Below are 19,793 nucleotides of genomic sequence, written 5' to 3' on the forward strand. Positions count from 1 at the left end.
CTGACGCGCAGAAGATTGCGGCACAGCAGACTTCGGCGCAACTTCGTGCCCCGTAGCCAGATCCTGCAGCCCTCTCCACCTACTGCAAACGGATCAAGACTCAGGACGCTAGGGCGCATCTGAGGGATCACGGCGAGTCTGCGGCGAGGTCCAGGTTTCGTGTCGCAAGGGGGATGAAGGGGTGAATACCGGTGTTGTATTCACCCCTTCATCGCGCGCCGCGAGACGGAAGCTGGACCCGACGCAGGCCGTCGTGATCCCTCAGATGCGCCCTAGGGCGCATCTGAGGGATCCGGGGCGGAGCGGAGGACAGCTCGGGCCTGGTCGGCGGCGCGGGTGATGCTTTCGCTGATGAAGTCCAGGAAGCGGGCGACGTTCTCGAGGCGGGCCGCCGCATTCGTGTCCGGGCCGAGGACGGCGGCGCCCTGGCGGGCGACGGCGACGAGTTGGTCGTTGGCTCGGGCGCTGGCGATGGTTGCCTGGTAGAAGAGCTCGTCGTCGACGATGTAGCGGTCGCGGCGGCGCTCGTCGCGCTCCCGGCGGACCAGGCTCTGACTTGTCAGGAAGGCGACCGCTTTGGAGACCGACGCCGGACTGACCTGCATCCGCAGGGCCAGCTCGGATGCGGTGAGGCTGCCGCTCTCGGTGATGAAGAGGCAGGTCAGGACGCGGGCACCCATGCGGGACAGGCCCGAGGCCATGAGCACGGTCGTGAGCGTCTCCGCATAGTCGGTGACGGCGCCGGTGTCGCGCCCCTGCGGGCCGCCGCCCGATGTGGGGCCGCCGGCTGCCGCACGACTGCGGTGCGCGCGGCGCTCGGTGGCCCGGTGTGCCAGGTCGGCGCGGTAGCCGGTGGGGCCGCCGTTGCGCATCACCTCACGGGTGACCGTGGAGGTCGGCCGGTCGAGGCGCCGGGCGATCTCGGCGTAGGGCAGGTCATCGGCCAGGCCCAGCGCGATCTGCTGACGCTCCTGCTGGGTGAGTCTGCCTCCCGGCATCACGGTCTCCTCGATAGTCGGTCACAACCCAGCCCACCATAGCGTTCACTCCTGGTCATTGCAAAGGCTAGCCGCCCCGTCATTGCGTTAACTTCTAAACGGTTGCAACGGTGTAACGGCTCTGAGCAGCGAGACTCTTGAACATTTGCAATTAACTTGTTGCCGCTAGATGGAAAGCAACGTAGCGTTTCTCATATCAGAAACATCCGCTCCCCCGGAGCGCTCGGCCCTCGCAATGCTCGCCTCTCGAACAGGAGCACGACATGACCAGCACCGTCACCCCGTGGACCGGCATGATCCCGATCGACGACACCGCGCTCGCCTGCACCGACACCGGCGGCACCGGCACCCCGATCGTCTACCTGAACGGGCAGTTCGCGACCCAGGGCTACTGGAAGAGAGTCATCGCCGATCTCGGCTCCGGCCGGCGGCACATAACCTTCGACGAGCGTGCCCGCGGCCGGAAGTCGAAGACGTCGGCCGACTACTCGTTCGAGGCCGGCATCCGCGACATCGACGCCGTCCTCGCCGCTCGCGGGGTGGACCGGGCGCTGGTCGTCGGATGGTCCTACGGCGCGTTCCTCGGGGCGCACTGGGCCGCCCGCAACCCGGACCGGGCGATCGGCGCGGTCCTGGTCGACGGCGCGATGCCGCACGACTGGCTCGACGACGCCATGGAGGAACGGATCCGGAAGATGTTCAAGCGGATGGCCTGGTTCATGCCGCTGCTGCGCCCGACCGGCCTGGTCCCGCGCCTGAGCGCCGAACAGCAGGCCACCAGCAACATCGAGCTCGGGAAGATCTCCCTGGAACGCGAGCTCGGCCCGGTCATGGACAGCATCACCGTCCCCACCCGCTACGTCCTCGCCACCGGCACGTCGCTCGGCAGCAAGGGCGACGAGCAGGAGGTGATCCGCGCGAGTCTGGACAAGGTCGTGGCCCGCAACCCGCACATCCGGATCAGCGCCAAGGTCCCCAGCAACCACAGCATGATCCTGCGCAAGGATCACGAGGCCGTCGCCGCGGCGGTCCGGGAAGTGGCAGCGGTTTAGAGGGAACGGAGCAGGTCAGACCAGCGCCGCGATGTCGTCGATGAGGACGTCGACCGGGGGCTGGGCGTGGATGTGGCGTTGGAGGCGGCGGGCCGCGGTGCGGTAGCCCGGGTTGGTGAGTACGTCGGTGAGGCCGGCGGCCAGCGTAGGTGCGTCGGCGTCGCGGAGGGCGACCGTGCGGGAGATGCCGAGCGCCTCCGCCTGGGTCGCGTTGTGACGGTGGTCGCCGAGGGCGGGAACAGAGAGCATCGGGACGCCCAGGCGCATCGCTTCCTTCATGCTGTTGAGGCCGCCATGGGTGATGAACGCGTCGCAGGCCTCCAGGATCAGGGCCTGCTCGACGAACGTGACCAGGTGGACGTTCGGCGGGATCGGCAGGCCCCGGTCGACCCGCCCGTTCGAGCCCACCGCGAGCACCGCCGTGCAGTCGACGTCGCCGAGAGCCGTGATCGTCGCGTCGACGAGGGTGTCGGAGCCCGGCAGGTTGTAGACGACCGTGCCGAAGCCGGCGAAGACGAACGGGCGGCTCAGGTCCAGGTCGGCGAGGGCCGCGTCGAGGCGGCCGTCGCGCTGCTCGGCGTTGGGGTGGCGGTAGCAGCGGGTGTTCGGGAGGATCATTTCGGCGGCGCTGTACTGCGCAGGCAGGAAGTTCGCGTGTAGATGGCCGTAGAGGCGGTCGCCTCGCGGGTCGGGCGACAGGCCCAGTTCTTGGCGGCCGGCGTCGAGGATGGGACCGAGCACTTCGGGGCGTACGCCGTCGAGGCCGCCGAACGACGCGATCGACACGTGCGGGATGCCCAAGGCCTCGGCCGCCAGGTAGCCGCCGAGTTCGTCGAGCTCCCGGACGATGACGTCGGGCTTGAAGTCGGTGGCCAGCAGGTCGCGGGCGGTGCCGCGCGCCACGTGTCCGGCGAATGCCTCCGTCAGGGGGCGGCCCAGTGCGGTGAAAGCCGAAGCAGCTTCGATCAGCCCTGAATCCGCGTACCCCGGCGGGATCATGTCGTAGACCTCGTAGCGCCAGTCGTACCCGGCCGTCAAAGGGGTGAGGCCGTAACCCGCGATCTCGGCGGCCAGAACCGCAGGCGCGGCCACCGCGACCTCATGGCCCTGCCGCAGAGCCGCGTGCGCGATCGGGACCAGCGGGCGCAGGTGGCCGCTGGCCGGGTGGGTGGTGAAGAGAATGCGCATGGTCTCAGACACTCATTTCGGCGAGGTGGGCGACCACATCGGACGCGGGCGGCTGGGCGGCCATCTCGGCACCCAGCGCGCGGGCGGCCGTGCGATAGCCGGGCGTGTGCAGCACGTCGAGCAGCTCACGGCGTACGCCATCCACGTCCGCGCTGTTCGCGAAGATCCACCGGCCGGCGCCGGCCGCGGCGAGCCTGCGTGAGTTGAAGACGTGATCGGTGAACAGCGGCAGTGTCACCTGCGGGATCCCGGCGGCGAGGGCTGTCATCATCGCTCCCCCGCCGCCCTGGTGCACGAGCAGGTCGCAGTGCGGCAGGACCAGGTGCAACGCGGTGGCGGGCACGTGGCGAACCTGGGACGCACCCGGGCCGAGGTCGCCGCGGTCTCGGTCGGCGCCGATGGCGAGGATCTCGACGCCGGTGCCGGCCAGGGCTCGGGTGACCACGGGCAGCGGGCTGACGTGGCGGTCGGTGAAGTACGCGACGGCCGTGCTGCCGAGCACGCACACGCGTGGCCGCCCGGCGAGCCCGATCAGCCATCGCGGCACCTCGGCCGCGCCGTTGTAGGGGGCGAACCGTACCGGCAGGCGCCGCACCGGGGCGGGTACCTGCATCCCCGGCGGGCACGGGTCGACGGTGACCGCGCCCACCGAGTCGACGCCGGGCAGGCCGAGGCGTTCGCAGAGTGGTTCCAGGGCGGCGGCCTCGAACTCCCGGGTCCGGATCGTGTAATCGGCGCCCCAGATGTGGCGTACGGGCAGCGCCCCCGTGTCCGCCGCGGCGATGGGCCCGGCGAAGCTGGTCGGGTCGTGCACCACGACATCGGGCCGGTACGCGCGGGCGTACGCCACCGTGTCGTCGAGCATCGCCGCGGCGATCTTGCGATAGGTGGCCAGGTTCCCCGTCCCCCACGCCCGCATCTCCGACCATTCGAGCGGGCTGTCCCGGGCGGCCAGGGACGCGAAGAAGCGCCCGGCGAGCGGCCGGATGTCGAGCCCCGCACCGACCGCGGCGGCGGGCAGCCCGGCCGCGGTGATCGTCGGGCTCAGTTCCGGCGGGGCGGCGACGACAACCTCGTGGCCCTCCGCGCGCGCCGCCCAGGCGAGCTGGGCCAGGGGGAAGAAATGGGTCGGCCAGGCCCAGGTCACGAACATCATCCGCACGGCGGCTCCATCCTCGCGTCATGGTCGCCGGCCAGGGTGACGTGCCGTGCTCGGGTGCGGGTCGAGCCGCCGGTGGTCGAGCAGGGCTCGATCGCCGGGCGGCACGCTGCGCCCGGACCCGGAATCGCCTCCGGGCTCGCGCAACGATGGTCGGAGGACATGTGGGCACAGACATCACACCGCTTGTGGAGATCATGTCGGCGGTGCTGTCCCGCCCGGTCGAGGACGTGGTCCGGCGGGCAGCGACGGCGTCATTCACCGAACTCGGTGGCAGTTCTCTCGATGCGATGAAAGCCGCCGTACGCTGCGAGACCGAGCTGGGCCGCCCGGTCGACATCCTCGGCCTGCTGGGCTTCGAGCCGCTGGCCGACACGCTCGCCACCGTGCCGGAGGCGACGGAACAGCAGGTCGCGCCGCAGCTGGACCCCGATCCACGGTGGAAACTCGAACCCGTGCCGGAGCAGCAGGGTTTCCTGCACGCCGAGGCGCTGATGGGCAACGGATCGCAGAACCAGGTCTTCGGGCTGGAGCTCACCGGCCCGCTGCACGTGCAGACCCTCACCGAGGCCGTGCATCTGCTCATCGCCCGGCACGAGTCGCTGCGGACGGCGTTCCGGCAGGAGGGTGACGGCTGGAGCCGGCGGGTGCTGCCCGAGTGGCTGCCCGGCGTGATCCGTCAGCACGCGCCGACACCGGCCGACACCAGCCCCGCGGAGGTGGTGAACGGCGCGCTGGACCGCGGGAGCAGGCACTTCACCGCCGCGCTGGGCCGGCCACCGATGATGTTCCTGCTGACCCGGTTCGCGCCGAACCATCACCTGCTGACGTTCGTGTTCCATCACGCGCTGGCCGACGGCTGGTCGATCGGGCTGCTGACCCGCGAGCTGCTCGACGTCTACGGCGAGCTGGCCGGGGGGCCCGCGGTGCCGTCCGCACCGGCGGCGACACCGGAGCTGCTGGCGATCCGCCGGGCGGAGGGCCTCGCATCGGGCCGGCTGGCCAAGCTCGCCACCCGGCGCGTGGAGCAGTTGCGGGGTTACCCGACGGTGGTGGAACTGCCGAGCGACGCGGTGCGCCCCGATCATTTCGACTTCCGCGGCGATCGGCTGCGGTTCGGGCTGGGTTCGGCGGCCAAGGAGGGCGCGGAGGCGCTGGCGCGGATCGCGGGGGTGTCGCGTACGGCGGTGCTGCTCGCGGCCTGGCAGCTGGTCATCGCGCGGCGGACCGGGCAGTCCCGGTTCCTGATCGGTACGGCGACGAGCAGGCGTACCGATGCCCGGCTGATGAACCTGATCGCACCGTGCGCGGCTCTCGTGCCGATCCGCTGCGACGTGCGCGACGACCGGCCCGTGCGCGAATACCTGCAGGCCACCGCGCAGTCGCTGGTGGAGTCGGTGGAGTTCGCGGACGTGCCGATCGGCGAGCTGGCCCGCTCGCTGGACGCGGTCGTCGACGGGCGCCGGATGCCGCTGGCGCAGATCGGGTTCTCGGCGCACGACCAGATCCTGCCCGCCGACATGACCGCGGGTGAGCTGACCGCGACGGTGCACGAGTCGTACGCCGGCTGGGCCGCCTCCGACGCGTCGCTGTTCGTCCAGCACTGGGGCGACATGCCGAAGCTGGTCCTGGAGTACGCGACGTCGGCGCTGACCACGCAGGACGCGCTGGGCCTGGCCACCGCGTACGAGGCGACCCTCGCGGACCTGGCCATGAACCCCGACGCCCGGCTGGGAACCGTGCGCGGCATGTCCCGCGAGCAGCGGGCGATCCTCGAGGCGGTCCGCAACGGGCCGGACGTCGAGCGCCCCGACGACCTGTGGCAGCTCATCTCGCGGACGGCGCAGACGTACCCGGATCACGTCGCCGTACGCGAGGACGACGGCCGGTCCATCACCTATCGCGACCTGATGACCGCGGCGGCCCACCAGGCGGTGGCGCTGGCCGAGCACGGGGTCGGCGAGGGTGACGTGGTGGCGGTGGCGGTGCCGCGGTCCATCGCGGAGACCGTCGCGCTGATGGGCATTCTCCGGCTCGGGGCGGCGTACGTGGGACTGGATGTCGCCAACCCACCCGCCCGGCTGACCCACATGCTCGCGGTGAGCAGACCGGTGGTGCTGCTGGCCACCCCCGACCGCCGGGAGCGGCTCGCGGACCTGGCGGTCGGCTGCCCGGTGCTGGAACCCGTCGACGGCCTCGCGGTCGCCGGGACCGAACCGGTGGACGTGCGACCACCGGCGGGCAACGATCCGGGCCGGGTCGCGTATCTCGTCTTCACCTCGGGGTCGACGGGTCTGCCGAAGGCCGTGCGGATCGCGCATCGCGGGGTGGCCCGGCTCTCGGACCGCTCGGTGCACTTCCCGATCCGCCCGGGTGACCGGATGCTGCGGGTCGCGCCGTTGTCGTTCGACGCCTCGGTGTGGGAGATCTTCCCGGCGCTGGTGAACGGCGCGTCGATCGAGGCGTTCCCGGACGTGCTGCCCGAGCCGGGCCGGCTGGCCGACTTCCTGCAGAACCACGAGATCACCACGGCGCTGCTGATCACTGCCCTGTTCCGGGCGGTCGCCGGATACCGGCCGGAGGCGTTCGCGACGATGCGCATCCTGCTGGTCGGCGGGGACGTGGTGCCGGCCGAGCCGGTCCGTGACATCCTCACCCGCTTCCCGGGCCTGGTGCTGGCGAACGCGTACGGGCCGACCGAGGGCACGGTCATCGCCACGCAGTATGCGATGACCGACCCGGCGGAGGTCGAGGAGCAGCTCCCGATCGGCGGCCCGATCGACGGGACCGGCATCGTGCTGCTCGACGCGGCGGGTGGTCTCGTGCCGCCCGGCGGGGTCGGCGAGATCTGCTGCCTCGGCCCCGGCGTCGCCATCGACTACCTCGACGACCCGGTGCGGACCAAGGCGGCGTTCGGAAATCTCGACGTCGACGGCACCGGCACCGGCCCGCGGCTCTACCACTCCGGTGACCTGGCCCGCTGGGACACCCATGGCCGGCTGCGGTTCCTCGGGCGCCGCGACGGCCAGGTGAAGGTGCGCGGGTTCCGCATCGAGCTCGGGGAGATCCGCGAGCGGATCGCGGCGCACCCGGCGATCGCCGATGTCGTCGTGGGCACGACCGACGGCGACGACGCGTCCCGCCGGGTGCTGGCCGGTGTGGTGCTGGCCGAGCCGCTCGCCGACGCCGCCGCGGAGCTCAAGCGGTTCTGCGCGGAGACGCTGGCACCGTACGCGGTCCCGGCCCGCTGGGCGTTCGTCGACGCGTTCCCGCTCACCCCGAACAGCAAGGTCGACATGCGTGAACTGCAACGACTGGCGGAGGTGCAGTGATGACCTACAACGAACGGCGCATCGATGACTGGGTGCGGCATTGGGCACAGTTGACCCCGCAGGCGCAGGCTGTGCGGGACGGCTCGGAGTCGCTGACGTACGCCGAGTTGGTGGCCTCCGCCGAGCGGATCGCCGCCGGCCTGCACGAGCGGGGGGTACGCCCGGACGACATCGTCCTCGTCGACCTGCCCCGCGGCGCCGAGCTGATCGAGGTCATCCTGGCCGTCCTGAGGTGCGGCGCGGTCTACAGCATCGTGGACGCCGACTGGCCCGACGCGCGCTACGCGGACATCGCGGCGCTGACGGGTGCCCGCCTCTGTGTCGGTGACCCGGCCCGCCCCTCGCAGGTGACGCGGATCCCGGTGAAGGCATTGCAAGGCTCACCCCCCGTCCCGTTCGCCGGTAGAGGCAATGCCTGCTGCGTCTTCTTCACGTCGGGCAGCACCGGCGTGCCCAAGGGGGTGCTCACCGGGCACCGGGCGATCCTGCGGGTGGCGTTCGACCCGCTCCTGGACGTCGGCGCGGGTCACGGCATGCTGCAGGCCGCGCCGAGCCCGTGGGACGCGTTCGCGATGGAGGTGTGGGCACCGCTGACCCGCGGCGGCGTCACGGTGATCCACCGGGGGCGGTATCCGGGCCCGGACGATGTGCGCGAGGCGGTGGCGCGGGGCGCGGACACGATGTTCCTGACGTCCACGCTGTTCAGCGCGATCGTCGACGCCGACGTGCAGGCGTTCGCCGGGGCGCGCACCGTCATCACCGGGGGCGAGCGGGTCTCCCCCGCGCATCTGCGCCGGTGCCGTGACGAGGTGGCCGGGGTCGCTGTGCACAACGCGTACGGTCCGGTGGAATCGGCGATCTTCACCACTTCGTTCCCCCTCGCCGGTTTTGACGACGACGGTGACGTGCCGATCGGCCGTCCCGTGCTGGCCACGGCCGTGCACGTCCTCGACGACGAGCTGCGTCCGGTCCCGGCCGGGGTGCGCGGCGAGATCGCGATCTCCGGCGACGGCCTGGCCCTGGAATACCTGGGCGATCCGGAGGCCACGCGCGCGAAGTTCCCCACCGTGGATCTCGGCGGTCCCACCCGCGTCTATCTGACAGGGGATCTGGGTTCGATCGGCACCGACGGTCTGCTGCGCATCGCGGGGCGACGCGACCGCCAGTTCAAGCTCCGTGGGGTACGCGTAGAGCCCGCCGAAGTCGAAGCGGCACTCCAACGGCTGCCCGGCGTCGGGGCCACCGCGGTGCTCCCTCTGCCCTACGGCACCGGTCTGACCTCCGTGCAACGGATGGTGGCCTGCGTCGTCTCCACGCTGGACGGCGCGTCCGTGCGCACCGCGGTCGCCGAACTCCTCCCCTCCGGCTACGTTCCCGACCTCGTCGTGTGCCTGCCCAGCCTGCCGGTCACCCCGAACGGCAAGGCCGACCTGCCTGAGCTCGCCCGCATCGCCACCGCGGCAACCACCCCGGCACCGCAAGCAGCCACCCCGGCACCGCAGGCGGCTCACTCCCCGGCGGCGCAGGCAGCGGACGACGGCGAGACCGGCGAGGTGCTCGACATCGTGCGTGAGCTGCTCGACGTGCCGGTCGGCTGGGACACGAACATCTTCGACGCCGGCGCGTCGTCGATCACCGCGATCCGGGTCGCGCACCGGCTCGGCGCGCTCGCGGGGGTCAAGGTCGACCCGGCGCGGATCTTCCACCACCCGACGCCCCGGGACATGGCCACGCTGGTCACGGCCGGTCCGGGGCCACGCCGGACGACCCGGTCGGAGTCGCGGTGGCAGGCCGGTCTGCCGGTGCCGCAGTGGCGGTTCTGGTACCTCGAGGTGCGCAGCCCCGGCAACGGCGACGGCCTGACCCCGGTTCAGCACCGCATCGACGGGCCGCTCGACGCGGACCTGCTCGCCACGGCGCTGCGTACGGTCATCGGCCGGCACTCGGCTCTGCGAACCCGGCTCCTGCGCGAGGGCGACCGGGGGATCCGCCCGGTCATCACCGCCCCCGCGGACGTGCCGGACCTGCTCACCGTGCAGGACTGCGCGCCGGACGAGGCACAGAGCCGCGCTCAGGACTTCCTGGAGCGCCCGTTCCGGCTCGACGTGGACCTCCCGATCCGGGGTCTGTTACTACGAACCGGCCCGGAGACGCATCTGCTGACGTTCTCGGTGCACCACACCGCGTTCGACGGCTGGTCCGGCGCGATCTTCTGCCGGGAACTCTCCGACGCGTACGCCGGCCGCCTCGCCGGCCGTACCCCGATCGACTACCAGGCAGCGTGGCTGGCCCAGGACCTGAGCGAGTCACCGGCCGACCGCGACCGCCTGCGGGCGTGGACCCGGGAGCTCGACGGCGTCCCCGACCTGCCCCTGGGCAAGGTCCCGGACACCGCGACCGGGGAGGTCGGCGAGGTATGGGTGCCCGTGCCGGACGGCTTGCGCGAGGCCGCCGAGCAGGCGGCCACGGCGGCCGGCGGGTCGGTGCAGGCCGCGCTGCTGGCCGCGTGGGTGCGCGCGTTGCGCCGGTTCACCGGGGCGGACGACTTCGCGATCGGGATCCCCGTCGCCGGCCGGACCACAGCGGCCGCCGAGGACGTCATCGGCTGCTTCACGTCCGGGGTCGCGGCACGGTTCACAGCTGTTCCCGGTGCCGGCCCGGCGACGGATCTGCGCCGGGCGGCCGAGCAGCTCGCCACCGCGTTGCGCTTCCAGTACATGCCGATCGAGCGGCTGCTCCGGGAGAGCGCACCGCGTACCCGTGACCGCAATCCCTTCTGCCAGGCCGGTTTCGTCGTGCAGAACTACGAGGCACCGGACCTGGTCATCGATGGTGCCCGCTGCGAATCGGCGGTCCCCCGTCATCACCATTCCGCGTTCGAACTGACCCTGGAGCTGTGGCTCGACCGGGGACTGGGTGCCCGGATCTGGTTCCGCACCGACGTGCTCGACGACGCGCGGGGCAGCCGGCTCGGCGCGCTGTGGCTGGAGGAACTCGCCGAGGTGGCCGTACCCGTCGCCGTCTGATCTTTTCGAGGAGGCATCTCATGTACGACGCGATTGTGGTCGGCGCCCGCTGTGCGGGCGCGCCGACCGCCATGTTGCTGGCCCGGCAGGGATACCGGGTGCTGTTGCTGGAACGGGCCGCGGTCGCCACCGACACGGTCTCCACCCACTACCTGCATCAGCCGGGAGTGCAGCGGCTGCGGGAGTGGGGCGTGCTCGACGCGGTCGTCGCGTCCGGGGCGCCGGCGATGCGCCGCACGGTCTACGAGGTGGCCGGGATCCGGCTCACCGGGCAGGCCGCCGTGCCGTCCGGTGACAACGCCGCCTACGGTCCGCGCCGGCAGGTTCTGGACGGCATTCTCACGGAAGCCGCGGCGCAGGCCGGGGTGACCGTACGGATGGGTGCGACCGTGACCGGCCTGCTCGACGACGACGGCTGGGTGAGCGGGGTCCGCTACACCGCGGGCGGCCGGGAGCACGTCGAACGGTGTGCGCTGGTCATCGGCGCGGACGGGATGCGCTCCACGGTGGCCCGGCTCGCCGGTGCCCGCTCGTACGCCGAACGACCCTCCCTGACCTGCATCTACTACACCTACTGGCAGGACCTGCCCGCCGACTTCGAGCTCTACGAGGCCCCGAACCGCTGGGTCGGGACGGTGCGCACGAACGACGATCTCACCCTGGTCGCCGCGTACTTCCCGCATCACGAGTTCGACGCGGTCCGCAAGGACGCGCAACGGTCGTACCTGAAGAACATCGCCGGCACCGCGCCCGATCTCGCCGGGCGACTGGCCGGCGCGACCCAGGTGGAACGGCTGCGCGCCAAGGGCGACCAGCTCAATTTCCTGCGGCAGGCGGGCGGCCCGGGCTGGGCCCTCGTCGGCGATGCCGGGCATCACAAGGACTCGATCACGGCACGCGGGATCACCGACGCGTTCGCGCAGGCGGCGCTGCTGGCGGAGCACCTGCGAGGGGTGCTGCCGGACCGGTCACGGACGGCGGCGGCGCTCCAGGCGTACGGAGAGGAACGTGATGTGCTGCTCGATCCCGGATATCAGGCGACGCTGCTCACCGCGAAGCTGACGGTGCAGAACGACCGGGTCGCGCTGCTGCGGGCCATCGAGGGGGACCAGGACCTCACCGACCGCTACTTCGCCGTGGTGGCCGGGGCCCTGCCCGCCGAGGACCTGATCGGCCCGGAACTGCTGGCGAGGCTCTGATGGCCGTCGCCGATCTCGGGACCGTTCAGATCCGGTACGACCTGCACGGGCGGCCGGACGGGCCACGCGTCGCCCTGTTCTGCGGGCGGGCGATGAGCCGGCGCTTCTGGCACGTGACGCTGGTGCCCCGGCTCGTCGACGCCGGATACCGGGTGCTGACCCTGGACAACCGGGGCAGCGGTGACACCGTGGCGCCGCCCGGGCCGTACACCGTGCCGCAGCTCGCCGACGATGCCGGTGCGCTGCTCGACCGGCTCGGCTGGCAGTCGGTGGCGGTGTGCGGGTTGTCGCTCGGCGGGATGATCGCCGAGCGGGTGGCCGCGACCCGGCCGGGTGTACGGGCCGCCGTGCTGCTGGCCAGTTCCGGCACGCCGACGACGTTCCAGCGCGCGGTGCTGGCCGCGCATCAGGAGGAGTCGGCGCACGGGCCGTACGGGCCTGACGTGTCGGCGCTGGTGGAGTTGATGACGACAGTCCCGGCGTACGCCCTGCTGGCCGACGAGCCGATGGCGGCGACCATGCTGGCCCACCTGCGGCTGCGCACCGGCGACGGCCGCGGCCCGGTCGACCAGGGCGCGGCGGCGGCCGGCTGGGCCGGGTCGGACCAGCAGCGGGCAGCGTGGGCGGCGATCACCGCACCGGCCCTGCTGGTGGCGTTCGAACACGACATCCTGTTCCCGCCGCACGCGGTCCGGGCCGCCGCGGAGGAGATCCGCAGTGCCCGCTACGCCGAGGTGCCGGGGGTGGCGCACGGCGATGCGCTGGTCCGCGCCGCCGGTGCGATCGGCGACCTGACCACCGGGTTCCTGCGGGAAGCCTTCCCGGTGCCGGCCCGGTGGCAAGCGGCCTGACCTTCACGCACAAGCAGAAGCGCCGCGGATCCTTCCGGACCCGCGGCGCTTCTGTGTGAGCCTGGCGTCAGCCGACGGCGGTGTAGTCACCCGCCACCCGGTACACACCGAACGCGTCTCGCCAGCCCGCGTCCTGGTAGGGCCGCAACGGCGCGGTGACCTGCCGGTGGTCGGCGCCGCGTTCCCACTCGAAGAACGCCTCCTCGCTCTCCCATTCGGACAGCACGACGAAGGAATCGGGCTTGTCGACGCCGCTGAGCAGCTCGTTGCGCAGCAGGCCGGGCGTGCCCAGCAGCGCCTCGCTGATCTGGTGGTAGACCCTGGCGACCGCGTCGGGTGAGTCCGCCGGGGCGGTCGCGTAGAGCAGGACGCGTACCCGGGTGGTCACGAGGCCGCCGCACCCGGCAGGTCAGCGAGCACCGTCGCCGTCGCCATGCTGCCCCGCAACCGGAACGGGTGCAGGGTGCGGCGGTGGACGAGGTGTTCGGGGCTCTGCTCGTAGTCACGAAACGACTTCTCGTCGGTCCAGTCGCTGATGATGTGATAGATGCCGGGCTCGTCCTCGCCGCGGCACAGCCACTGGCCCAGGTTGGCGCGCTGACCGGTGATCACACCGGCGCCCTCGTGCCACGCCTTCTCGAAGCCGTCGCCGGCGCCGGGGTGCACCTCCATGCGCAGCAGTACTCGGAACGTCATCAGATTCCTCCGTCCACATTGATGGTCTCGCCGGTGATGTATCCGGACAGGTCGCTGGCGAGGAACAGCACCGCGCCGGCGATCTCGTCGGTGCGGCCGAGGCGCCGCAGCGCCGTCATCGACTCGTACTTCGCGAGGATCTCGGGGGTGAGCTCGGCCTCGGTGGCGATGACACCGGGCGCGACGACGTTGATCCGGATCCCGCGCGGGCCGAGCTCCTTGCACAGCGAGCGGGTGAGCCCCGCGAGCCCGGCCTTGGCGGCGGTGTAGTGCGCGCGTAGCGGGATGCCGACGGTGGCGACCCGCGACCCGACGTTGATCACGGACGCGGAGTCGCCGAACAGCGGTAGTGACTTCTGGATGACCAGGTACGCCGCGGTGAGGTTGGTGTCGAGTACCCGCGCCCACTCCCCGGCCTCGAGCTTGTCGAACGGGACGTGGCTGATCACCCCGGCGTTGTTGACGACGATGTCCAGGCCACCGAGTCGGACCTGGCACTCCTCGATCAGCCGGTCGATGTCGGCCGGGACGCTGACGTCGGCACGGACCAGGTGGTGCTCGCCGGGGAGTTCCTTGAGTTCGCGGGCGAGTGATTCGACGTGCTCGCCCTCGCTGCGGTAACACGTGACGACGTCCGCGCCGGCCGCCGCCAGGGCCAGCACGATGCCGCGGCCGATGCCGCGCGTGCCACCGGTGACCAGCGCTTTCTTTCCTGCCAGGGAGATGCTCATGGGTGACTGCCTTTCGTCGTACGGGTCAGGAGGCGAGCGCGGCGACGGCCGCGAGAATGTTGACGGCGAACGCCGACAGCGCGGCGACCGTGCGGGTGAGGTTCCAGCGCTGCCACCGGCGGCGCGGGTCGACCGTGGCCCAGTCGGCCGGTTCGTCGTCCGGGTCGAGCCGGCTGACGAACTTGTTGACCGGCACGTTGCGCGTGATGGAGATGGCCATGACGGTGCCGAGCAGCACCGCGGCGGTCAGGTACCAGCCGCGGGCCGCGGGCGGCCCGGTGATCGCGAGGGTCACGTCCAGCAGCAGGCTGAGCCCGTTCAGGATCGGCATCGCCGGGTCGTAGCGCGGCCACATGAACTGGACCATCCGCACGTACTGCGGGTAGCTCGAGACCACCATGAGCGGGACCACGCCGATCACCGTCGCGAGCATGATGCCCGCGGCGACGCCGTTGGTCAGCGCGGGCAGTGCGGCCAGGGCCGGCACCCTCATGCCGGGCTCCGCACGGGACGCCCGAGCCGGGCGGTGGCGGAGCGGGCGCTCTCGATGATCCGCTTGATCCGGGCCATCTCGTGCACGGTGTTCGCGTTGATCCGCTCGGTCATCGTCGCGTCGTCGACGGGCGCGGTGGGCTTCATCGCGAAGTCCTGCACCCATCGCATCCGCACGCCACCGTCGACCTGCTCGTAACTCCAGCGAATATTCATGTATTCGAACGGGCCCGGCTCGACGCGGCGCGCGCTGACCGTCCACGTGCTGCGGTCCGGGGTGCGCTCGGACACCCAGCTCCAGGTCTTGCCGTTCTCGTCGGGGTGCTTGGTGAGCCGGAACAGCACGGTGTCACCGTCGGTGCGCAGGATCTCGGCGTCGGCGTACTCCCCGAACAGCCGCGGCCAGGACGTCACGTCGTTGGTCATGTGCCAGATGCGGGTGAGCGAGGCGTCGATGACGATGCTGTTGTCGGTGTGCCCGGGCATCACGCCACCGCCACGAGCGTGCGGTTGACCCAGGTCAGGATGTCACCGGGGGTGTCGAGCGTGTCGAGGACCTCGTCGGGCGTGACGACGCCGTAGCGGTGCCGCAGCGCGGCCGCCAGCTCCAGCTTGGCGAGCGAGTCGACGCCGATGTCGACCAGGGGGATGTCGCGGATGTCGCGGTCCAGGTCGATGGAGTCGTCGTCGCCGATCGTCTCGCGGATGAGGTCGGTCAGCTCGCCGATGGTGTGCGTGGACATGGTCGGTTCCCTTCGGAGCGGGGTGGTCCGGGCGCCGGGGCGGCCGTCCGGAGCGGGGTGGTCCGACCGCCGGGGCGGCCGTCCGGAGCGGGGTTCTTCAACCGGCGGGGGCGGTCAGGACGACGGCGGCGTTGAAGCCGCCGGCGCCGCGGGCGATGACGAGCGCGCACTGGACGGAGCCGAAGCGCGGCAGGTCGCGGACGAGGTCGATGGGGCAGTCGGGGCTGACGTCGGTGACGCCGGCCGTGGGCGGGATGAGGTCGTGATGGATGGCCAGGGCGGCGGTGGCCACGTCGAGCGACGCACCCCCGGCGTAGAGCCGTCCGGTGAGGGTCTTGGGGACGGTGACCGGCACCTCGCCCGCGCCGAACACCGCGGCGATGGCCTCCGCCTCGGCGCGGTCCGCGTCGCGGGTTCCGGCGCCGTCGGCGAACACGACGTCGATGTCGGCGGGGCCGAGCCCGGCGTCGCGCAGGGCACCGCGGATGGCCGCGGTCAGCGCCGGCGGCCGCGACGAACCCGGCGGCGGGTCGAAGCTCGCGGCGTACCCGGCCAGATCGGCATAGCGGCGGGCGCCACGACCGCGGGCGTGCCCGGCGTCCTCCAGAACGATCATGGCGCCACCCTCACCGGGGACGTATCCGGCGGCCCGCCGGTCGAACGGCAGGTAGGCGGTGCCCGGGTCGGTCCCCTCGCTGATCGCGCCGTTCCCGGCCTGACACAGCAGGGCGTACGGCGACAGCGGCGCCTCGGTCCCACCGGAGATCACCACGGGGGTGTCGTCACGCAGGACCCGGCGGGCCTGGCCGAGCGCGTCGAGCCCGGCGGCCTGTTCGGAGACGAGCACGCCGCACGGCCCCTTGGCCTGGTGCTGGATCGAGACCTGCCCGGTGGTGGCCGCGTAGAACCACGCGATCGACTGGTACGCCCCGACGTGGTCCGGCCCCTGCGCCCACAGTTTCTGGATCTCCCGCTGGCCGAACTCGTTGCCGCCCGAGGACGCGGCGGTGACCACCCCGAGGTCGAACGGGCCGAGCTCGGCCGGGTCCAGGCCCGCGTCGGCGAGGGCGAGGGCACTGCCGCGCAACGCCAGCTGCGTCCATCGGTCGGTCTGCACGGCGATGCGGCCCGGTACGCCGGCCGCCCGCTCGCCGCTGACGACGCCGCCGACGCGGACGGCGTGGCCCTCGGGCAGCCGGCTCAGCCCGGAACGCCCGGTGAGGGTCGCGGGCCAGTAGACGTCCGCGCCGACGCCGTTGGGCGCGACGATGCCGAGGCCGGTGATCGTGGCGGTCATCGGGTCACCCCCGGACGGGTGAGCAGGACGGCGCTCTGGAACCCGCCGAAGCCGCTCCCGACGCTCAGCACGGCGTCGAGTCGCTGGTCACGGGCGGTGTGCGGCACGTAGTCGAGATCGCACTGCGGATCGGCGACGTCGAGGTTCGCGGTGGGTGGCACCACCTGGTGCTCCAGGGCGAGGGCGCAGGCGGCGAGCTCGATCGCCCCGATGGCGCCCAGGGAATGACCCACCATGGACTTGATGGAGCTCATGGGTACGCGGTACGCGTGCGCGCCCAGGCTCCGCTTGACGGCAGCCGTCTCGTGGCGGTCGTTCTGCCGCGTCCCGGAGCCGTGCGCGTTGACGTAATCGACATCCTCGGCGGCCAGCCCGGCGCGACGCAGTGCCACGTCGATGGCCTCGGACATCTCCCGCCCGTCGGGGCGCAGACCGGTCATGTGGAACGCGTTGCCGCGCCCGGCGTACCCCCCGAACTCCGCATAGACGTGGGCACCGCGGCGCTCGGCGGCACCGGCCTCCTCCAGGACGAAGAACGCCGAGCCCTCGCCCAGGACGAACCCGTCGCGGCGGTCGTCGAACGGCCGGGACGCGTGCTCCGGGTCGTCGTTGTTGGCCGAGGTGGCCTTGATGGCGTCGAAACAGGCGACGCTGATCGGCGAGATGGGTGCCTCCGCGGCGCCCCCGACCACGACGTCGGCGCTGCCCTCCGCGATCAGCCGCGCCGCGTGCGCGACCGCGTCGAGCCCGGACGTGCAGCCGGTGGAGATGACCGCCGCGGGACCCTCGGCGCCCGTCAGCCACGCGACCTCACGGGCGAGGCTGCTGGGGACCAGGTAGTCGTAGAGGAACGGCGCCGCCCGGGCCGGGTCGACGAGCCAGTCCCGGCCGTCCGCGCTGACCAGCCGGTAGTTGTCCTCGAGGCGGGTCGTGCAGCCCACGGCACTGCCGACGACGCTGGCGATCCGCGCGGGGTCGAGCGCGGTGGTGTCGAGACCGCTGTCCGCGAGGGCCTCCGCGGCGGCGGCCACGGCGAACTGGGCGACGCGGTCGAGCCGTCCGGCGTCGGCGATCCCGGCCTCGGCGGGGTCGAAGTCGCACTCGGCGGCGATCCGGGAGCGGAAACCGGTGGCGTCGAAGAGGCTGATCGCGCGGGTGGCCGTACGCCCATCGGTGATCATCTTCCAGAACGCCTTGGTGCCGATCCCGCCGGGCGCGACGACGCCGATGCCGGTCAGGACCACCCGGCGGTTCACCGTCCACCCCCGACCGGCGTGTGCGGCAGGCCCGGGTTCGGCAGCTCCTCGGTGTCGACGTGGCCCAGCTTCGGGTCGGGGGCCAGCGGAGCGCAGTGGAACACCAGGTGCGCCGGGACGTCACCGCTGTTCTCGACGCGGTGGCGCTGCCCGATCGGCACGAGAACCCCCTCGTCGGCGGCGAGCTCGACCGGCTCACCCTCGATGCGGACGGTCACCGTGCCGCTGACGACATAGAGAAATTCTTCGGAGTACGGGTGCAGGTGCTCGGCGACGAACTCGGCGGGCTCGAGGCGTACCGTCCCGAGAAAGCCGGAGGTCGCCCCGGCGGTGGCCGGGCCGAGCAGTACCCGTAGGTCGCCGCCGCGCCGGCGGTTCGGGGTGACGTCGCGGGCACGGACAGCTTTGCTGGTCATGACGGTTCCCAGGGAGGTCGGGGCGCTCACGGGCGCCACTCGTAGAACGGGGTGGCCATCGCGTCGCGGGGCCCGCGCCAGGACGGGTGGTACGGGCTGACGAACTCGGCGAGGCCGCGGTCGATGTGCTGGAACAGCTCGCCGCGGCGCACCTCGTCCACCTTGGCCGGGACGTCGTTGTCGGCCTCGACGAGATGGAAGTACAGGTCGTGGAAGCTGTAGAGGGTCCGCCGGGTCACGCCCACCAGATGCGGAAGCTCACCCGCGTCGGACTCGGCGAAGAGCTCGGCGACCCGGTCCTGGTGGCGTGGATCCAGCCGGGCGACGATCAGGCTGCGGTGCGCCATTGGTTCCTCCTTTACCGGTGCTGACGCCGATCGTGCTGACCGGCGGTAGAGACGCGCTGGAACGGCGATCGCGGCGCCCTCCGCGGCTCACATTCGAGCCGGGGCCGTGATCCTGCGCGGATGAGAGCTCTGGTGGTGGGTGGTTCCGGTTTCTTGGGGCGGCACGTGAGCGCCGCGTTGCGCGTGGCCGGCTGGTACGTCGTACCGGTGTCCCGCAGCGCCGAGGTTCCACTCGATCTGGCCGCCTGTTCGACCGCGGACCTGCGGGCGTTGCTGCGGTCCGCACGCCCGGACGCGATCGTCAACTGCGCGGGGCTGCTCTGGAGCGCCGTCCTGGATCCGGCCGCTTTGACCGCGGTCAATGCGAAGCTGCCGGCGCGGCTCGCTGCCGTTGCCGGCGGGCGGCGCCTGGTCCAGCTCGGATCGATCTATGAGTACGGTGACCAGCGCATCCTCGACGAATCCACGCAGGAACAACCGGCGACGCCGTACGGGATCTCGAAGCTCGCCGGCACCCGCGCGGTGCTGGACGGCGGCGGCACCGTCCTGCGGCTGGGAACCGCGATCGGCGCGGGCCTGCCGGCACGCAGTTTCCTCGGCGGCCTCGCCCAACGCCTCCGAAACGCGCCACCCGGCGAGTTCACCGTGCCGGTCGCACCGGGCGAGCGGGACTTCCTGCACGCCGGCGACGTGGCAGCCGCCGTGCTCGCCGCCCTGGGAGCACCGGGCACCGGGCTCTACAACGTCGCTTCCGGAGAACCGGTCGCCCCCCGCCGCCTGGTGGAATCATTGGTACGGGTCAGCGCTGCGCCCGTACACCTCAGAACCGTCCCTGCCGCAACCACCGCACGCGGCGGAACCGACCGGCAACTGATCCGCATCGAGGCCGCGGCAACGGGCCTCGGCTGGCACCCCCGCCGCAACCTCAACGACGCCGTCGCCGACGTCTGGCACTCGGCCCAGGTGTGACGCCCGGCGAGATAGTTGAACCGGGCGAGTGATGGCAGGCC

General features: G+C 72.0%; 19 protein-coding genes. 6 read left to right on the forward strand and 13 right to left on the reverse strand.

Features of this window, described 5'->3' with window-relative positions; genetic code table 11:
• Nucleotides 1–272: 272 nt before the first annotated feature.
• Nucleotides 273–998 carry a helix-turn-helix domain-containing protein gene (locus tag Aco04nite_RS05490; RefSeq protein WP_212996092.1) on the reverse strand — a complete coding sequence of 242 codons (726 nt, stop codon included), beginning with the start codon at nt 996–998 and terminating at the stop codon, nt 273–275.
• Nucleotides 999–1,261: 263 nt separating this feature from the next.
• Between Aco04nite_RS05490 and Aco04nite_RS05495 the strand changes: the two genes are divergently transcribed.
• Nucleotides 1,262–2,050, forward strand: coding sequence for an alpha/beta fold hydrolase (locus tag Aco04nite_RS05495; protein WP_212996093.1), 789 nt, complete (start codon nt 1,262–1,264; stop codon nt 2,048–2,050).
• Between the two features lie 15 nt (nt 2,051–2,065).
• On the opposite strand, the gene Aco04nite_RS49515 is transcribed toward Aco04nite_RS05495, so the two are convergent.
• Together Aco04nite_RS49515 and Aco04nite_RS05505 are read right to left on the reverse strand one after the other, a co-directional pair.
• Nucleotides 2,066–3,238 carry a glycosyltransferase gene (locus tag Aco04nite_RS49515; RefSeq protein WP_212996094.1) on the reverse strand — a complete coding sequence of 391 codons (1,173 nt, stop codon included), beginning with the start codon at nt 3,236–3,238 and terminating at the stop codon, nt 2,066–2,068.
• 4 nt (nt 3,239–3,242) lie between these two features.
• The gene (locus Aco04nite_RS05505) at nt 3,243–4,394 is read right to left on the reverse strand and encodes a nucleotide disphospho-sugar-binding domain-containing protein (RefSeq protein WP_239159433.1); all 1,152 of its coding nucleotides are present in this window, start codon (nt 4,392–4,394) and stop codon (nt 3,243–3,245) included.
• A gap of 167 nt (nt 4,395–4,561) precedes the next feature.
• On the opposite strand from Aco04nite_RS05505, the gene Aco04nite_RS05510 reads away from it, so the two are divergent.
• From Aco04nite_RS05510 to Aco04nite_RS05525, 4 genes are read left to right on the forward strand one after another with little or no spacing between them, the layout of a single operon-like run.
• Nucleotides 4,562–7,729, forward strand: coding sequence for a non-ribosomal peptide synthetase (locus Aco04nite_RS05510; protein WP_212996095.1), 3,168 nt, complete (start codon nt 4,562–4,564; stop codon nt 7,727–7,729).
• Nucleotides 7,729–10,755: an AMP-binding protein gene (locus Aco04nite_RS05515; RefSeq protein WP_212996096.1), complete on the forward strand. Its 3,027-nt coding sequence runs from the start codon at nt 7,729–7,731 to the stop codon at nt 10,753–10,755. The genes Aco04nite_RS05510 and Aco04nite_RS05515 overlap by 1 nt, the downstream gene beginning before the upstream one ends.
• Before the next feature lie 20 nt (nt 10,756–10,775).
• Nucleotides 10,776–11,954 carry an NAD(P)/FAD-dependent oxidoreductase gene (locus Aco04nite_RS05520; RefSeq protein WP_212996097.1) on the forward strand — a complete coding sequence of 393 codons (1,179 nt, stop codon included), beginning with the start codon at nt 10,776–10,778 and terminating at the stop codon, nt 11,952–11,954.
• On the forward strand, nt 11,954–12,805 hold the full coding sequence (locus Aco04nite_RS05525) for an alpha/beta fold hydrolase (RefSeq protein WP_212996098.1): 852 nt from the start codon (nt 11,954–11,956) through the stop codon (nt 12,803–12,805). The genes Aco04nite_RS05520 and Aco04nite_RS05525 overlap by 1 nt, the downstream gene beginning before the upstream one ends.
• 67 nt (nt 12,806–12,872) lie before the next feature.
• On the opposite strand, the gene Aco04nite_RS05530 is transcribed toward Aco04nite_RS05525, so the two are convergent.
• From Aco04nite_RS05530 to Aco04nite_RS05575, 10 genes are all read right to left on the reverse strand, one after another.
• Nucleotides 12,873–13,193, reverse strand: coding sequence for an antibiotic biosynthesis monooxygenase family protein (locus tag Aco04nite_RS05530; RefSeq protein ID WP_203841308.1), 321 nt, complete (start codon nt 13,191–13,193; stop codon nt 12,873–12,875).
• Nucleotides 13,190–13,501: an antibiotic biosynthesis monooxygenase family protein gene (locus Aco04nite_RS05535; RefSeq protein WP_212996099.1), complete on the reverse strand. Its 312-nt coding sequence runs from the start codon at nt 13,499–13,501 to the stop codon at nt 13,190–13,192. The genes Aco04nite_RS05530 and Aco04nite_RS05535 overlap by 4 nt, the downstream gene beginning before the upstream one ends.
• Nucleotides 13,501–14,232 carry an SDR family NAD(P)-dependent oxidoreductase gene (locus tag Aco04nite_RS05540; RefSeq protein WP_212996100.1) on the reverse strand — a complete coding sequence of 244 codons (732 nt, stop codon included), beginning with the start codon at nt 14,230–14,232 and terminating at the stop codon, nt 13,501–13,503. Before Aco04nite_RS05540 ends, Aco04nite_RS05535 begins: the two co-directional genes overlap by 1 nt.
• A 25-nt stretch (nt 14,233–14,257) precedes the next feature.
• Nucleotides 14,258–14,725 (reverse strand): anthrone oxygenase family protein, encoded by a 468-nt coding sequence (locus tag Aco04nite_RS05545; RefSeq protein WP_212996101.1) that lies wholly within the window; start codon nt 14,723–14,725, stop codon nt 14,258–14,260.
• Nucleotides 14,722–15,210: an SRPBCC family protein gene (locus Aco04nite_RS05550; RefSeq protein ID WP_203841312.1), complete on the reverse strand. Its 489-nt coding sequence runs from the start codon at nt 15,208–15,210 to the stop codon at nt 14,722–14,724. The genes Aco04nite_RS05545 and Aco04nite_RS05550 overlap by 4 nt, the downstream gene beginning before the upstream one ends.
• Complete coding sequence (locus Aco04nite_RS05555; protein WP_212996102.1) at nt 15,210–15,467, reverse strand: phosphopantetheine-binding protein; 258 nt, start codon at nt 15,465–15,467, stop codon at nt 15,210–15,212. The genes Aco04nite_RS05550 and Aco04nite_RS05555 overlap by 1 nt, the downstream gene beginning before the upstream one ends.
• A 97-nt stretch (nt 15,468–15,564) precedes the next feature.
• Nucleotides 15,565–16,764, reverse strand: coding sequence for a ketosynthase chain-length factor (locus Aco04nite_RS05560; protein ID WP_212996103.1), 1,200 nt, complete (start codon nt 16,762–16,764; stop codon nt 15,565–15,567).
• A complete protein-coding gene (locus Aco04nite_RS05565) occupies nt 16,761–18,020 on the reverse strand; it encodes a beta-ketoacyl-[acyl-carrier-protein] synthase family protein (protein ID WP_203841315.1) in 1,260 nt (419 codons plus the stop codon). The genes Aco04nite_RS05560 and Aco04nite_RS05565 overlap by 4 nt, the downstream gene beginning before the upstream one ends.
• On the reverse strand, nt 18,017–18,436 hold the full coding sequence (locus Aco04nite_RS05570; protein ID WP_212996104.1) for a cupin domain-containing protein: 420 nt from the start codon (nt 18,434–18,436) through the stop codon (nt 18,017–18,019). The genes Aco04nite_RS05565 and Aco04nite_RS05570 overlap by 4 nt, the downstream gene beginning before the upstream one ends.
• A gap of 26 nt (nt 18,437–18,462) precedes the next feature.
• Nucleotides 18,463–18,783 carry a TcmI family type II polyketide cyclase gene (locus tag Aco04nite_RS05575; RefSeq protein WP_203841317.1) on the reverse strand — a complete coding sequence of 107 codons (321 nt, stop codon included), beginning with the start codon at nt 18,781–18,783 and terminating at the stop codon, nt 18,463–18,465.
• Between the two features lie 120 nt (nt 18,784–18,903).
• Here Aco04nite_RS05575 and Aco04nite_RS05580 point away from each other — a divergent pair, with 120 nt between their 5' ends.
• Entirely contained in the window at nt 18,904–19,752 is an 849-nt protein-coding gene (locus tag Aco04nite_RS05580) for an NAD-dependent epimerase/dehydratase family protein (RefSeq protein WP_212996105.1), read from the forward strand.
• Nucleotides 19,753–19,793: the final 41 nt, after the last annotated feature.

This window comes from Winogradskya consettensis, from assembly GCF_018332715.1.
GTDB classification, from domain to species: Bacteria; Actinomycetota; Actinomycetes; order Mycobacteriales; family Micromonosporaceae; genus Actinoplanes; species Actinoplanes consettensis.

Bases quoted from the DNA above. Each gene is read 5' to 3' on its own strand.
- Aco04nite_RS05490 (WP_212996092.1), bottom strand. From the start codon at position 998: ATGCCGGGAGGCAGACTCACCCAGCAGGAGCGTCAGCAGATCGCGCTG.
- Aco04nite_RS05495 (WP_212996093.1), top strand. From the start codon at position 1,262: ATGACCAGCACCGTCACCCCGTGGACCGGCATGATCCCGATCGACGAC.
- Aco04nite_RS49515 (WP_212996094.1), bottom strand. From the start codon at position 3,238: ATGCGCATTCTCTTCACCACCCACCCGGCCAGCGGCCACCTGCGCCCG.
- Aco04nite_RS05505 (WP_239159433.1), bottom strand. From the start codon at position 4,394: ATGATGTTCGTGACCTGGGCCTGGCCGACCCATTTCTTCCCCCTGGCC.
- Aco04nite_RS05515 (WP_212996096.1), top strand. From the start codon at position 7,729: ATGACCTACAACGAACGGCGCATCGATGACTGGGTGCGGCATTGGGCA.
- Aco04nite_RS05520 (WP_212996097.1), top strand. From the start codon at position 10,776: ATGTACGACGCGATTGTGGTCGGCGCCCGCTGTGCGGGCGCGCCGACC.
- Aco04nite_RS05525 (WP_212996098.1), top strand. From the start codon at position 11,954: ATGGCCGTCGCCGATCTCGGGACCGTTCAGATCCGGTACGACCTGCAC.
- Aco04nite_RS05535 (WP_212996099.1), bottom strand. From the start codon at position 13,501: ATGACGTTCCGAGTACTGCTGCGCATGGAGGTGCACCCCGGCGCCGGC.
- Aco04nite_RS05540 (WP_212996100.1), bottom strand. From the start codon at position 14,232: ATGAGCATCTCCCTGGCAGGAAAGAAAGCGCTGGTCACCGGTGGCACG.
- Aco04nite_RS05545 (WP_212996101.1), bottom strand. From the start codon at position 14,725: ATGAGGGTGCCGGCCCTGGCCGCACTGCCCGCGCTGACCAACGGCGTC.
- Aco04nite_RS05550 (WP_203841312.1), bottom strand. From the start codon at position 15,210: ATGCCCGGGCACACCGACAACAGCATCGTCATCGACGCCTCGCTCACC.
- Aco04nite_RS05555 (WP_212996102.1), bottom strand. From the start codon at position 15,467: ATGTCCACGCACACCATCGGCGAGCTGACCGACCTCATCCGCGAGACG.
- Aco04nite_RS05560 (WP_212996103.1), bottom strand. From the start codon at position 16,764: ATGACCGCCACGATCACCGGCCTCGGCATCGTCGCGCCCAACGGCGTC.
- Aco04nite_RS05570 (WP_212996104.1), bottom strand. From the start codon at position 18,436: ATGACCAGCAAAGCTGTCCGTGCCCGCGACGTCACCCCGAACCGCCGG.
- Aco04nite_RS05575 (WP_203841317.1), bottom strand. From the start codon at position 18,783: ATGGCGCACCGCAGCCTGATCGTCGCCCGGCTGGATCCACGCCACCAG.
- Aco04nite_RS05580 (WP_212996105.1), top strand. From the start codon at position 18,904: ATGAGAGCTCTGGTGGTGGGTGGTTCCGGTTTCTTGGGGCGGCACGTG.